We start from the raw sequence: 13,537 nt of genomic DNA on the forward strand, positions 1-13,537 counted from the left end.
CCTGGACGGTCGGACGGCCCCTGCGGGGCCTGCGGACTCTGATTCTGCTGACAGGATAGTCGACCCGATCCCCCGCTCCGGCCGTGGCGGCGCGGCGATGTGGATACGGCTGGGATTTCACGGCCGAGCGCCTCCTAGGAGGACTCGGGCGTTCCCTCGTCGCAGAGGCCGATCAGGGCCAGCAGCCGCTCGCGTACCTCGTCCACGGAGGTGTTGACGAGAGTGGTGTCGAACTCCTTCTCCGCGATGAGCTCGACGCGCGCGGTGTCCAGGCGGCGCTGGATCACCTCGGGAGGTTCGGTGCCGCGCCCGGTGAGCCGACGCACCAGCTCCTCCCAGGAGGGCGGGGTCAGAAACACCTGCAGCGCCTCGGGCATCGTCTCGCGCACCTGGCGGGCCCCTTGCAGGTCGATCTCCAGCAGCACCGGCTGCCCGCTGCGCAGGCGCTCCTCGACGGGGGCGCGGGGAGTGCCGTAGCGGTTGCCCGCGAACTGGGCCCACTCCAGCAGCTCGCCCCGGGCGATCATGCCGTCGAAGCCCGCATCGTCGGTGAAGCGGTACTCCACGCCGTCGGTCTCGCCCGGCCGCGGGGCGCGGGTGGTCACCGACACCGAAAGCCACACCTCGGGATGCTGGGCACGGATCTCGCGCACGACGGTGCTCTTGCCGACCCCGGAGGGTCCGGACAGGACGGTCAGCCGCTGCGCCGGGCCGGAGCACCGGCCTCCTGCGGTGGAGGCGGAGGCGGAGTCGTTGGACACGTGCGGATCTAACTCTCGAGGAAAGGGCCGGCCGCGCGGCGGCCGGCGGTGCCCCCAGCGGGGAGGCGGCGGATTCGGCACTCTCGCCGCAGGCCACCGCGACCGGACCGCCCCGCTCACCCGGCTGCGGGTGCTGGAGCTCGATCCTGCGGCGCCGCCGACGATTGCTCATTTATATCACCGCACCGCGCGGGAGCCGTCCGCTGCGCTGGTGCGACGGGCGCCGCTCGCGGCGCGTACGGCGCTCGGGAGCCGCGACGCCGCCGGTGCCGGCCTCCGCGGGGCTGCGGAGGGCACGGCACCGGCGGTCGCGCTGGGCCGACCGCTGTCGGGCGGGCGGCCCCAAGCCGTGAAAAACGGCACATCCGCCTTCGCGCGCTACTCGGCTCCGCCGAATTCACGCTCCAGCGCCGAGCGCTGGTTGGCGCCCAGCCCTCGGACTCGGCGGGACTCGGCGATGTTCAACCGCTCCATGATCTGCTTGGCGCGGACTTTGCCGACGCCGGGCAGGGATTCCAACAGAGCCGAGACCTTCATCTTGCCGATGACGTCGTCGGTCTGCCCGTCGGAGAGGACCTCGGACAGCGAGACGCCGCCGTGCTTCAGGCGGTTCTTGACTTCTGCGCGCTCTTTTCTGGCCTTCGCGGCTTTCTCCAGAGCCGCGGCGCGCTGTTCGGGTGTGAGGGGAGGAAGGGCCACGCCGGGTCACCTCGGTTTTCTCTCGTTTGTAGAGGGCGGACGCCTGCGCAAGTTAGTAGGTTCTGCCCCTGTTCGGCAACGCAAAGTTGCCTTTCAAGCGCCATTTCATCAAAGTAATTACTCTATGTAATGGATTGATTGCAAAGAGGCACGAAAATCAGGACTTTCGGCCCGGTTGAAGTCCGGTCCAACCGTACCCCGACCGGGCCGCCCTGCGGACCGCGCAGGTCATGGCCGCCGCGCCTGCGCTGAGTTTCGGTCCTGAGTTTTCCCCTGTGATGGGGTGACCGCAACCGGTCACATTGTCGGCCTCTGTGCGGCGCGTGGTCACGCCGAGGTCGCCTCCACCCGCCGCAGGGCGGCCGCGATCGAGGCCGCCGCGGCACCCGGGTCGGAGGCCCTGGTGATCGGCCGGCCGATCACCAGCAGGTCGGCGCCGGCCTCGTAGGCCGCCTCGGGCGTGGCCACGCGAGCCTGGTCGCCGTGATCGGAGCCCAGCGGCCGCACCCCCGGAGTGATCAGGGTCACGTCGGGGCCGACCTCGGCGCGCAGCGAAGCCACCTCCTGCGGCGAGCACACCAGCGCCGCGGCGCCGGACTCCACCGCCATCACCGCCAGGCGCCGCGTCGCCTCGCTCACCGGGCCGCTCATCCCGATGTCGTCCAGGGACGCGTCGTCCAGGGACGTAAGGATCGTCACAGCGGCGATCGAGGTCTGGGGGGCCGCCTCGACCGCAGCGCGGACCATCTCACGCCCCCCGGCCGCGTGCACGGTCAGGATGGAGGGCTTGAACCGCGCGAGGTTGCGCACCGACCCCGCCACGGTGGCCGGGATGTCGTGCAGCTTGAGGTCGAGGAAGACCGAGGTCTTGTTCCCGCCGCGCAGGGTGCCCACTACCTCGGGGCCGTAGCGCAGATACAGCTCCAGCCCCACCTTCACGGTGCTGACGTGGGGAGAGACCTCGGAGGCCCAACGTGCGGCGGTCTCGATGTCGGGTGCGTCGATAGCGACGGCGATGGGCGCTGCCACGGTGGATCTCCTTCGGCTCAGTGGGGTGGGCAGGACGTTTCCGGTGGTTCTACCGGGTGCGGGCGCCTGTGCCCGCACCCCGTGTCGAGGCGGGCGGACCGTTCGGCTGATCAGCGACGGCGCGCTGTCCCGAGCGGTTCCCCAGTACGCCCGGTTCATGCATTCCAGACGACACGCGGCGCGCAGCGCCTCCTCTCGGGACGGTGGCGTGCGACCTACAGGCACGCGGCGCGTGGCGCCTCCTCTCGGGGCGGTGGTGGGCGACGGGCGGGCCTGCGCGTCGGCGCCGCTGAGGCGCCCGCAGCGCCGTTTTCCGCGCCCGAGGGTAGTCCGGAGTGTGCCCGGAGAAATCGGGCGTCGAGAGACGATCTGAGCGATTCGGTGGTCATCGTCCCACCACGGCTCCCGTCGGGCGGTGTGCGGCTCCGACGACGTCGCCGACCCGGTCCACACCGCGCTCCTCCAGCAGCTCCTGCAGCTCGCGCAGGATGCGCACGCACGCCGAGGGGTCGGCGAAGTTCACCGTGCCCACCGCCACCGCCGAGGCGCCCGCGGCCAGGAACTCCAGCGCATCGGCGCCGGTCTGCACACCGCCCATCCCGATCACGGGCACCTCCGGCAGCGCCTCGCGGGTGCGGTAGACGCAGCCCACCGCGATCGGGCGGATCGCCGGGCCCGAGACCCCGCCGACGCCGCCGGCCAGCGCGGGCCGCAGCGTGACCGGATCGACGGCCATGCCCCGCAGGCAGTTGACCATGCTCAACCCGTCGGCGCCCGCCTCCACGCAGGCGCCGGCCAAGTCCACCGGGTCGGGCGCGTCGGCGGCCAGCTTGGCGAAGACGGGGACGCCGTCCTCGGCCGCGCCGCGCACGGCGCGCACGACGCGGGCGGCCTCGGCCGGGACGTCGGCGAAATCGCGCCCCTGGCCCGCGGAGTTGGGGCAGGAGAGGTTGACCTCGATCATCGCCACGCCCGCCGAGGCGGGCAGCCGCCGGGCCAACTCGGCGTACTCCTCGGGGCCGGAGCCGGCCACCGAGACCACGGCGGTACCGCCGCGCGACCGCAGCCAGGGCAGGTCGCGCTGGAGGAACACCTCGATACCGGGCCCCTGCAGGCCGACCGAGCTGACCATGCCCGAGGGGGTCTCGGCCATGCGCGGCGCGGGCCGCCCGGCACGGGGCTCCAGCATCACCGACTTGGTCGCGATGGCGCCCAGGCGCGCGATGTCGAAGAAGCGGGCCAGCTCGCGCCCGGTGCCGGCGCATCCGGCCGCCGCCATGACCGGGTTGGCCAGCTCCAGCCCGGCCAGTCGGGTACGCATGTCGGGATTCACGCTCAACCGGCCTCCCGCTCGGGGGCGCCCTCCGCGCCCGGCTCGTCGGACCACGCCTTCCAGCCGGGCGCGCCCAGCGCGTCGAAGGGGATCGTGCCCACGTCGTCGAAGCGGACCCGCTCGCCGCGGAAGACGGGGCCGTCCACGCAGGCGCGCGCCATGCGGGTGAAGCCGTCCTCGCCCACCACCGGGACGACGCAGCTCATGCACAGGCCGGTGCCGCAGGCCATCGCCTCCTCCACCGCCACCTGGGCGGGCAGTTCCAGGCGCGCGGCAGCGGCGGCGACCCGGCCCAGCATCGCCATGGGCCCGCACGCGTAGACGACGTCGGCACGCGCGTCGGCCGTGACCCGCTCCAGGGCGTCGGTGACGCGCCCGCGCACCCCGAACGAGCCGTCGTCGGTGGTGAAGGTCGCGGTCTCGGCGATGCGGCGGGCGCTGATCGCGCTGAAGACCCGGTCGGCCGAGGAGGCGCCGAGCACGAAGTCCACCCGGCAGCCCCGCCGCCGGAGCGCGTGCGCCAGCGGGAACAGCGGGGCCGCGCCCGACCCGCCGCCCACGAGCACGCAGTTGACGGGGTCGCGCGGCAGCGGGAAGGGGCGGCCCAGCGGTCCCACGACGTCGAGCAGATCGCGCGAGCGCCGCTCGGCCAGCCACGCGGTTCCGGGACCGCGCACGGCGAAGAGGAACTCCACCGTGCCGCCGTAGTCGGGCTTGACGTCGTGGATGGCGAAGGGGCGGCGCAGCAGCATGCTGGAGTGCTCGCCGCCCACTCCCACCGACAGGAACTGGCCCGAGCGGAACCGCTCGGCGATCTGCGGCGCCACGACCGTGATGGCGTGGTAGGCGTCGACCCGGCGCACGGTCAGCACAGGACTGCGTGTCTGGACCGGCCCGTTGTCACTCACTCGCGCTGCCCCCGCCTCGATCCGCTCGGCGGCGCGGCCTGGTGCCCCGCGCCGCCCGGCCCCTACCGGCCGCCCCTGTGGCGGCCTTGTGCTGCCCGGCCGCCTCGGCGCCCCCTCACGCGGATGCTCAGTCCCCTGCCCCGCGCAGCGACGCGGCGTGCTCCTGCAGGGAGCGCACGCCGATGTCGCCCCGCACGAGGGCCTCGATGCCCTGGACGGCCGCGGCGAGCCCTTGCACCGTGGTGACGCTGGGCACCTCGCGTACGACCGCCGCGGTGCGGATCTCGTAGCCGTCCAGGCGCGGACCGGACTGCCCGGCGCTACCGAAAGGCGTGTTGACGATGAGGTCCACACCTCCGCGGTGGATGAGTTGCACGATAGTGGGTTCGCCGGCCGGCCCGGGACCGTCACTGTGCTTTCGCACGACCCGGGCGGTCACGCCGTGGCGCCGCAGCACCCCGGCGGTGCCCTCGGTCGCCAGGATCTCGAAGCCGAGGTCGGCCAGCCGCTTGACCGGGAACACCAGGTTGCGCTTGTCGCGGTTGGCCACCGAGACGAACACCGCGCCCGAGGTCGGCAGGGAGCCGTAGGCGGCCAGCTGGGACTTGGCATAGGCCGTGCCGAAGTCGGCGTCCAGGCCCATGACCTCGCCGGTGGAGCGCATCTCCGGGCCCAGCACGGTGTCGACGCCCTCGCCCTGGCGGTCGATGAAGCGGTTGAAGGGCAGTACCGCCTCCTTGACCGACACGGGCGCGTCCATGGGCAGCGTGCCCCCGTCGCCCTCGGCGGGCAGCACGCCCTCGGCGCGCAGCTCGCGCACGCCGGTGCCCAGCATCACCCGCGCGGCCGCCTTGGCCAGCGGGACGGCGGTGGCCTTGGAGACGAAGGGCACGGTGCGCGACGCCCGCGGGTTGGCCTCCAGCACGTACAGCACCCCCGAGGCCAGCGCGTACTGCACGTTGAGCAGTCCCCGCACACCCGTTCCGCGGGCGATGGCCTCGGTGGAGGTGCGGATGCGCTGGATGTCCTCGCGCCCCAGCGTCACCGCCGGCAGCGCGCAGGCGGAGTCGCCGGAGTGGATGCCGGCTTCCTCGATGTGCTCCATGATGCCGCCGAGGTAGAGCTCGGTGCCGTCGTAGACGGCGTCGACGTCGATCTCGATGGCGTCGTCGAGGAACCTGTCGATCAGTACCGGGTACTCCGGGCTGACCTCCGCGTTGCGCTCGATGTAGTCGGCCAGCATCCGGTCGTCGTAGACGATCTCCATGCCGCGCCCGCCCAGCACGTAGGAGGGGCGCACCATCACGGGGTAGCCGATCTCGGCGGCGACCTCGCGGGCGCCGTCGAAGGAGTGGGCGGTGCCGTGCTTGGGCGCCGGGAGCCCCGCGTCGGCCAGCACCTTGCCGAACTCGCCGCGGTCCTCGGCGAGGTCGATGGCCTCGGGGCTGGTGCCGACGACGGGTACGCCGGCGGCCTTGAGTCCGCGGGCCAGGCCCAGCGGGGTCTGCCCGCCGAGCTGGACGACCACGCCGACGACCTCGCCGGTGGCGCGCTCGGCGCGCACGACCTCCAGCACGTCCTCCAGCGTCAGCGGCTCGAAGTAGAGCCGGTCGCTGGTGTCGTAGTCGGTGGAGACGGTCTCGGGGTTGCAGTTGACCATGACGGTCTCGTAGCCGGCCGCGGACAGCGCGAAGGACGCGTGCACGCAGCTGTAGTCGAACTCCACCCCCTGGCCGATGCGGTTGGGGCCCGAGCCCAGGATGACGACCTTGGGGCGGCTGCCCTGGGGGACCTCGGTCTCCTCGTCGTAGCTGGAGTAGAGGTAGGGCGTTTTGGCGGCGAACTCCGCGGCGCAGGTGTCCACGGTCAGGTAGACGGGGTGGATGCCCAGCGCGTAGCGCAGCTCGCGCACGACCTCCTCGGTCTTGCCGGTGACCTCGCCGATCTGGGCGTCGGAGAAGCCGACGCGCTTGGCGGCGCGCAGCCGCTGGGCGTCCAGCCTGCCGCGCGCCAGGTCTCGGGCGGTCTCCTCCAGCAGCAGCAGCTGGTCCAGGAACCAGGGGTCGATGCCGGTGGCCTCGTGCAGCTCCCCGACGTCGGCGCCGGCGCGCAGAGCCTGCTGGATGCGGCGCAGCCGCAGCTCGCCGGGGACGGCGGTCGATCGCACCAGCTCGTCCTTGTCGCCGGGCTCGCCGGCCCAGGTCAGGCCGACGCCGTTCTTCTCCACCGAGCGCATGGCCTTCTGCAGCGCCTCGGCGAAGGAGCGGCCGATGGCCATGGCCTCGCCGACCGACTTCATCGTGGTGGTCAGCGCGGGGTCGGCGCCGGGGAACTTCTCGAAGGCGAACCGGGGGACCTTGACAACGACGTAGTCGAGGCTCGGCTCGAAGCTGGCCGGGGTCTCGGCGGTGATGTCGTTGGGGATCTCGTCGAGGGTGTAGCCCACGGCGAGCTTGGCGGCGATCTTGGCGATGGGGAACCCGGTGGCCTTGGACGCCAGCGCCGACGAGCGCGACACCCGCGGGTTCATCTCGATGACGATGATGCGCCCGGTGGCGGGGTGCACGGCGAACTGGATGTTGCAGCCGCCGGTGTCGACGCCGACCTCGCGGATGACCGAGATGCCGATGTCGCGCATGCGCTGGTATTCGCGGTCGGTCAGCGTCATGGCCGGGGCGACGGTGACCGAGTCGCCGGTGTGCACGCCCATCGGGTCGAAGTTCTCGATGGAGCAGACGACGACCACGTTGTCGTTGCCGTCGCGCATGAGCTCCAGCTCGTACTCCTTCCACCCGAGGATGGACTCCTCCAGCAGGACCTCGGTGACGGGCGAGAGCGCGAGCCCCTGGCCGGCGATGCGGCGCAGTTCGGCCTCGTCGTGGGCGAAGCCGGAGCCCGAGCCGCCCATGGTGAAGGAGGGCCGGACCACGACGGGGTAACCGAGCTCCTCGGCGGACTCCAGGCACTCCTCCAGCGTGTGGCAGATGCGCGAGCGGGCGGACTCGCCGCCGATGCGCTCGACGATGCCCTTGAAGGTCTCGCGGTCCTCGCCGGACTGGATCGCCTCGACGTTGGCGCCGATCAGCTCGACGTTGTACTTGGCGAGCACCCCGGAGTCGTGCAGGGCCACGGCGGCGTTGAGCGCGGTCTGGCCGCCCAGGGTGGGCAGCAGCGCGTCGGGGCGCTCCTTGGCGATGATCTTCTCGATCATCTCCGCGGTGATCGGCTCGACGTAGGTGGCGTCGGCGATCTCGGGATCGGTCATGATCGTGGCCGGGTTGGAGTTGACCAGGATGACGCGCAGGCCTTCGGCCCTGAGTACGCGGCACGCCTGGGTCCCCGAGTAGTCGAACTCCGCGGCCTGCCCGATCACGATCGGCCCGGATCCGATCACGAGGACGGACTTGAGGTCGTTACGGCGCGGCATGTGTGTCCCCTGGCTTACGACTGGGCGGGCTCGGCCGGCCGGCCGGAGCTGTCGGACGAATCGGTGGAGGCGGCCATCAGGTCGCAGAACGCGTCGAAATGCTCGGCGGCGTCGTGCGGGCCGGCGGCGGCCTCGGGGTGGTACTGGACGCTGAACGCGGGTCGGTCGAGCAGGCGCAGCCCTTCGACGACGCCGTCGTTGAGGTCGACGTGGCTGACCTCGGCGCGTCCGTAAGGCGTCTGGAAGGGTCCGTCCACGGGCGCCTCGACGGCGAAGCCGTGGTTGTGGCTGGTGATGTAGACCCGCCGGGTGTGCACGTCCTGTACCGGCTGGTTCACCCCGCGGTGGCCGAACCGCAGCTTGAAGGTGCCCAGGTCCAGCGCACGGCCCAGGATCTGGTTGCCGAAGCAGATGCCGAACAGCGGCGTGCGCGACTCCAGCACGGCGCGCATCACGGCCACCGGCTCGTCGGCGGTGGCGGGATCGCCGGGGCCGTTGCTGAAGAACACGCCGTCGGGTCCCGGACCGAGGATCTGCTCGGCGGTGGCGCCGGCGGGCAGCACGGTGACCTCGCAGCCGCGCTCGGCCAGGCGCTGGGGTGTCATCGACTTGATGCCCAGGTCCACCGCTGCGACGCGGAAGCGTGTGGGCACGCCCTCGGGCGGGCGGACGGTGTAGGGCTCGGTGGTGGAGACCTCGCGCGCCAGGTCGGCGCCTGCCATCTGCGGGCTGGCCAGCACGCGCTCGCGCAGCCGCTCGGGGTCGGTCTCGACGGTGCTGATGACGGCGCGCATGGCGCCTCGGTCGCGCAGGTGGCGGGTCAGGGCGCGCGTGCCGTCAAGCGCGATGCCCACCACGTTCTGGCGCACCAGTTCCTCTTCGAGGGTGCGCCGGGCGCGCCAGTTGGAGGAGACGCGGGCGGGCTCGCGCACCACGTACCCGGAGACCCAGATGTATCCGGACTCGGGGTCGTCGTCGTTGACACCGGTGTTGCCGATGTGCGGCGCGGTCATCACGACGATCTGGCGGTGGTACGAGGGGTCGGTGAGGGTCTCCTGGTAACCGGTCATGCCGGTGTTGAAGACGATCTCGCCGAGCGTCTCGCCCTGCGCGCCGAAGGACCTGCCGTGGAAGGCGCGCCCGTCTTCGAGGACGAGGACGGCGGGGACTGCGCCGCCGGATGCTGCTTGTGGAGTCACTGAATCTTCCCATCGAGGACCGTGGGGACGCCGCGCAGGAACGTCGCCTGGATGCGGCCGGGCAGGCGCATGCCCCGGAAGGGGGTGTTCGCGCTCTTCGAGGCCAGGGCCGCCGGGTCGATGTCCGAGGCGGTGTCCGCGTCATACAGCGTAACGTTGGCGGGCTCGCCGGGGGCGATCGGACGACCGTGACCTGCGAGACGTCCGATGCGAGCCGGTGCGGCCGACATCCGCTCGACCAGGCCGGGCCAGTCGAGCAGGCCGGTGTCGATCATGGTGTGCTGCGCCACCGACAGGGCGGTCTCCAGGCCGAGCATGCCCATGGCCGCCGTGGCCCACTCGGTCTCCTTGGCCTCGGCCGGGTGGGGCGCGTGGTCGGTGGCCACGCAGTCGACGGTGCCGTCGGCCAGGCCCTCCCGCAGCGCGTGCACGTCCTCGGCGGTGCGCAGCGGCGGGTTGACCTTGTAGACGGGGTCGTAGCTCTCGGCGAGGTCGTCGGTCAGCAGCAGGTGGTGGGGGGTGACCTCGGCGGTGACGTTGCAGCCGCGGCTCTTGGCCCAGCGCAGGATCTGCACCGAGCCCTTGGTGGAGACGTGGCAGACGTGCAGCCGCGAGCCGACGTGCTCGGTGAGCAGGCAGTCGCGGGCGATGACGGCCTCCTCGGCCACGGAGGGCCAGCCGGCCAGACCCAACCGGTCGGAGACCACGCCCTCGTTCATCTGGGCGTCCTCGGTCAGCCGGGGCTCCTGGGCGTGCTGGGCGACGACGCCGTCGAAGGCCTTGACGTACTCCAGGGCGCGGCGCATCAGCAGCGCGTCGGAGACGCACGTGCCGTCGTCGCTGAAGACGCGCACGCCGGCCGCGGAGTCGGCCATGGCGCCCAGTTCGGCAAGCTGGACGCCGCCCAGTCCGCGGGTGACCGCGCCGACGGGCCGCACGTCGCAGTGGCCGGACTCGCGGCCCAAGCGCCAGACCTGCTCGACCACGCCGGCGGTGTCGGCGACGGGGTCGGTGTTGGCCATGGCGTGCACGGCGGTGTAACCGCCGGCCGCGGCGGCACGGGCGCCGCCGGCCACGGTTTCGGCGTCCTCGCGGCCGGGTTCGCGCAGGTGGGTGTGCAGGTCGACCAGGCCGGGCAGGGCGACGAGCCCTTCAGCGTCGACGGTTGCGGCGCCGGCGGCGTCGATCCCGGTGCCGACCTCGGCGATCGCACCGTCGCGGATGAGGATGTCGGCCGCGTCGCCCCCGGCGATGCGGGCGCCGCGGATGAGGTATGCGGCACTGCTTGGCGTCATAACGTCCATCGCTTCTGTGTCCGTGATTGCTGGCAAGGCGGGCGCGCGGCCGCCGCCCGGGGTATCGGGCGGGCGACCGGGGCAGTCGGGGCTATGACCCGCCCAAAAGCAGGTAGAGCACTGCCATGCGCACGCTGACGCCGTTGGTGACCTGCTCGTTGACGGTGGTGCGGGTGGAGTCGGCGACCTCGGCCGAGATCTCCATGCCGCGGACCATGGGGCCGGGGTGCATGACGATGGCGTCGTCCTGCATGCGCGCGAAGCGTTCGGCGTCGAGCCCGTAGCGGCGGCTGTACTCGCGCGCGGAGGGGAAGAACGCGTCGTGCATGCGCTCGGCCTGGACCCGCAGCAGCATGACCACGTCGCTCTTGGGAAGCACGGCGTCGAGGTCGTATGAGACCGAGCAGGGCCAGGTGTGCACCGAGACCGGTACCAGAGTGGGCGGCGCGACCAGGGTCACCTCGGCACCCAGGGTGTGCAGCAGCAGCACGTTTGACCTGGCCACGCGGCTGTGCAGCACGTCGCCGACGATGGCCACGCGCAGCCCGTCGAGGCGGCCCAGGCGTTCGCGCATCGTGAAGACGTCCAGCAGCGCCTGGGTGGGGTGCTCGTGGGTGCCGTCGCCGGCGTTGAGCACGGCGCCGTCGACCCACTCGGCGAGCCGGTGGGCGGCGCCGGAGGCGTTGTGGCGTACGACGACGCTGTCGGCGCCCATGGCCTGCAGCGTCAGCGCGGTGTCCTTGAGGCTCTCGCCCTTGGAGACGCTGGAGCCTTTGGCGGAGAAGTTGATGACGTCGGCCGAGAGGCGCTTGGCCGCCAGTTCGAAGGAGGTGCGGGTGCGGGTGGAGTCCTCGTAGAAGAGGTTGACCACGGTGCGTCCGCGCAGGGTGGGCAGCTTCTTCACCGACCGGTCGCCGACCTGGGCGAGCTCGGCGGCGGTGTCGAGTACCAGCAGCGCCTCGTCGCGGGAGAGGTCCCCGGTGGACAGCAGGTGGCGCATCAGCCCTCCTCGCCGGGACGCGGTTTGGCCGGGCCCAGCAGCACGGCGTCGTGGCCGTCGGGCTCGCTCAGCTGCACGGTGACGGTCTCGCGCAGCGAAGTGGGCAGGTTCTTGCCCACGTAGTCGGCCCGGACGGGCAGCTCGCGGTGGCCGCGGTCGACCAGGATGGCCAGTTGCACAGCGCGCGGCCGGCCGATGTCGTTGAGGGCGTCCAGCGCGGCGCGCACGGTTCGGCCGGAGAACAGGACGTCGTCGACGAGGACCACGAGGCGCCCGTCGACGCCCTCGGGCGGGACGTCGGTGCGGCCCAGCGCGCGGGCCGGGGCCAGCCGCAGGTCGTCGCGGTACATCGTGATGTCCAGCGAGCCCCGGGGAACGGTGCGCCCCTCGACGCCTTCGATGCGTCGGGCCAGGCGCTCGGCCAGCGGCACGCCGCGGGAGGGGATGCCCAGCAGGGTGACGTCGTCGCCGCCCTTGGTGCGTTCCAGGATCTCGTGGGCGATGCGGGTCAGCGCCCGCTCGATCTCGGGGCCGTCGAGGACGGTCCGCGCCGTCGCCGCGGCGCGGGGCCCGGAGCCGCGCGGATCGGCGGAGCCTTCCCCGAACACTTGCGAATCACGTTCGGCGCGCGATTGCGCACACACAGTAGTGACCCCCTTCCCTGCCTCACAGGACAGGCCGTTAAAGGATGTCGAACGGCTTCACGCTACCAGCGGGCCCCGGGAGGGCCGGCCGCGCCCGCCGGTGAAAACGACTGGAAGTATGACTCTCGTCACACCTCACGTTGTTGACATATACCCCATCAGCCGGTGAACCGGACACCACGCGCGGTGTACGTATCGGGCGGATGCGCGGAATCCCAGTGTCAGCGGGCTTTCCGTACACCAGGGAACGCCGGGATGTCCGCATCGGTGGTGAAATGAGAGCCCTCTCACTTACACACGGTTTGGCCACTGAATCGTCGCTTTTCGCCCCAACGGCTTGACCTGGCAACCGAACAGCCCTACCGTCACTGTCCGTAACCAGTCTCGGGCGGGGCCGCTCCGTCCGGGCCCGGCGGCGGGAGCCCATCGGGCGCCTTCGGCCGGGCACGGCGATCCACGGCGGACTCGGGGCGCCACCGCCCACACCAGCCACCTCACGGCCGGGGAGCGACGAAGAAGATGCCATCCGAATACGCCAAGTCCCTTGGTGCGCGGCTGCGCGCCATCCGCACTCAACAAGGGCTTTCCCTGCACGGAGTGGAGGAGAAGTCCCACGGCCGCTGGAAGGCCGTCGTCGTAGGCTCCTACGAGCGCGGCGACCGCGCGGTGACCGTCCAGAAGCTCGCCGAGCTCGCCGACTTCTACGGCGTGCCCATGTCCGAGCTGCTGCCCGGCGGCGCGGCGCCGACCCCGCTGGGTCCCACGCCCAAGCTGGTCATCGACCTGGAGCGCATGCAGCAGCTGCCTCAGGAGAAGGCCGGCCCGCTCGCCCGCTATGTGGCCACCATCCAGAGCCAGCGCGGCGACTACAACGGTCGCGTGCTGTCCATCCGCCAGGAGGACCTGCGCTCGCTGGCGGTCATCTACGACCGCTCACCCGGCGACCTCACCGAGGAGCTGATCAACTGGGGGGTCCTCGACCCCGAGGCGCGCCGCGCCGTCGACGCCTTCTAGAGCCGGTCGACCCGGCCGACCGCACGGACACGTACGGCTGCCCGGGCGCCGCCCACCCGGTCGGCTCCAACGGGACGACCCCCTGGCCCGCGGCCGCGAAGCGGCCTGCGCCGCAGCGCCGGGGCGGTGCCGCGCGGCGCCGCGCTCGGCGCCCGCCGGCGCGCCCCCCTGAGTTGACGTGCGCCCGCACACCTGCGCCCCAGCGCACGACGACGGCCACGTCCCCGC

General features: G+C 72.2%; 11 protein-coding genes. 1 reads left to right on the plus strand and 10 read right to left on the minus strand.

Features of this window, described 5'->3' with window-relative positions; translation table 11 throughout:
- Positions 1 to 134 precede the first annotated feature (134 nt).
- From gmk to pyrR, 10 genes are all read right to left on the minus strand, one after another.
- Positions 135 to 761, minus strand: coding sequence for a guanylate kinase (gene gmk / locus LP52_RS12150; protein WP_052809756.1), 627 nt, complete (start codon positions 759 to 761; stop codon positions 135 to 137).
- A gap of 378 nt (positions 762 to 1,139) precedes the next feature.
- Positions 1,140 to 1,460: an integration host factor, actinobacterial type gene (gene mihF, locus LP52_RS12155; RefSeq protein WP_040273339.1), complete on the minus strand. Its 321-nt coding sequence runs from the start codon at positions 1,458 to 1,460 to the stop codon at positions 1,140 to 1,142.
- A 327-nt stretch (positions 1,461 to 1,787) separates the two neighbouring features.
- Positions 1,788 to 2,489, minus strand: coding sequence for an orotidine-5'-phosphate decarboxylase (pyrF, locus tag LP52_RS12160; protein WP_040273341.1), 702 nt, complete (start codon positions 2,487 to 2,489; stop codon positions 1,788 to 1,790).
- A 385-nt stretch (positions 2,490 to 2,874) separates the two neighbouring features.
- Complete coding sequence (locus LP52_RS12165) at positions 2,875 to 3,822, minus strand: dihydroorotate dehydrogenase (protein WP_040273343.1); 948 nt, start codon at positions 3,820 to 3,822, stop codon at positions 2,875 to 2,877.
- Between the two features lie 2 nt (positions 3,823 to 3,824).
- Positions 3,825 to 4,730, minus strand: coding sequence for a dihydroorotate dehydrogenase electron transfer subunit (locus LP52_RS12170; RefSeq protein WP_040273344.1), 906 nt, complete (start codon positions 4,728 to 4,730; stop codon positions 3,825 to 3,827).
- Between the two features lie 127 nt (positions 4,731 to 4,857).
- Positions 4,858 to 8,157, minus strand: coding sequence for a carbamoyl-phosphate synthase large subunit (gene carB / locus LP52_RS12175; protein WP_040273346.1), 3,300 nt, complete (start codon positions 8,155 to 8,157; stop codon positions 4,858 to 4,860).
- A gap of 14 nt (positions 8,158 to 8,171) precedes the next feature.
- Positions 8,172 to 9,356 carry a glutamine-hydrolyzing carbamoyl-phosphate synthase small subunit gene (gene carA / locus LP52_RS12180; protein WP_040273348.1) on the minus strand — a complete coding sequence of 395 codons (1,185 nt, stop codon included), beginning with the start codon at positions 9,354 to 9,356 and terminating at the stop codon, positions 8,172 to 8,174.
- Entirely contained in the window at positions 9,353 to 10,651 is a 1,299-nt protein-coding gene (locus LP52_RS12185) for a dihydroorotase (RefSeq protein WP_040273350.1), read from the minus strand. Before LP52_RS12185 ends, carA begins: the two co-directional genes overlap by 4 nt.
- A gap of 91 nt (positions 10,652 to 10,742) precedes the next feature.
- Positions 10,743 to 11,651: an aspartate carbamoyltransferase catalytic subunit gene (locus LP52_RS12190; protein WP_040273351.1), complete on the minus strand. Its 909-nt coding sequence runs from the start codon at positions 11,649 to 11,651 to the stop codon at positions 10,743 to 10,745.
- The gene (gene pyrR / locus LP52_RS12195) at positions 11,651 to 12,259 is read right to left on the minus strand and encodes a bifunctional pyr operon transcriptional regulator/uracil phosphoribosyltransferase PyrR (RefSeq protein ID WP_052809757.1); all 609 of its coding nucleotides are present in this window, start codon (positions 12,257 to 12,259) and stop codon (positions 11,651 to 11,653) included. Before pyrR ends, LP52_RS12190 begins: the two co-directional genes overlap by 1 nt.
- 555 nt (positions 12,260 to 12,814) lie before the next feature.
- On the opposite strand from pyrR, the gene bldD reads away from it, so the two are divergent.
- Positions 12,815 to 13,309, plus strand: a complete 495-nt coding sequence (gene bldD / locus LP52_RS12200; protein ID WP_017591133.1) for a transcriptional regulator BldD — start codon at positions 12,815 to 12,817, stop codon at positions 13,307 to 13,309.
- Positions 13,310 to 13,537 lie beyond the last annotated feature (228 nt).

Source organism: Streptomonospora alba (genome assembly GCF_000826685.1).
GTDB classification, from domain to species: Bacteria; Actinomycetota; Actinomycetes; order Streptosporangiales; family Streptosporangiaceae; genus Streptomonospora; species Streptomonospora alba.

Excerpts from the sequence above, each read along its gene's own strand:
- carB (WP_040273346.1), bottom strand. The coding sequence starts at position 8,157 with ATGCCGCGCCGTAACGACCTCAAGTCCGTCCTCGTGATCGGATCCGGG.
- LP52_RS12185 (WP_040273350.1), bottom strand. The coding sequence starts at position 10,651 with ATGACGCCAAGCAGTGCCGCATACCTCATCCGCGGCGCCCGCATCGCC.
- LP52_RS12190 (WP_040273351.1), bottom strand. The coding sequence starts at position 11,651 with ATGCGCCACCTGCTGTCCACCGGGGACCTCTCCCGCGACGAGGCGCTG.
- bldD (WP_017591133.1), top strand. The coding sequence starts at position 12,815 with ATGCCATCCGAATACGCCAAGTCCCTTGGTGCGCGGCTGCGCGCCATC.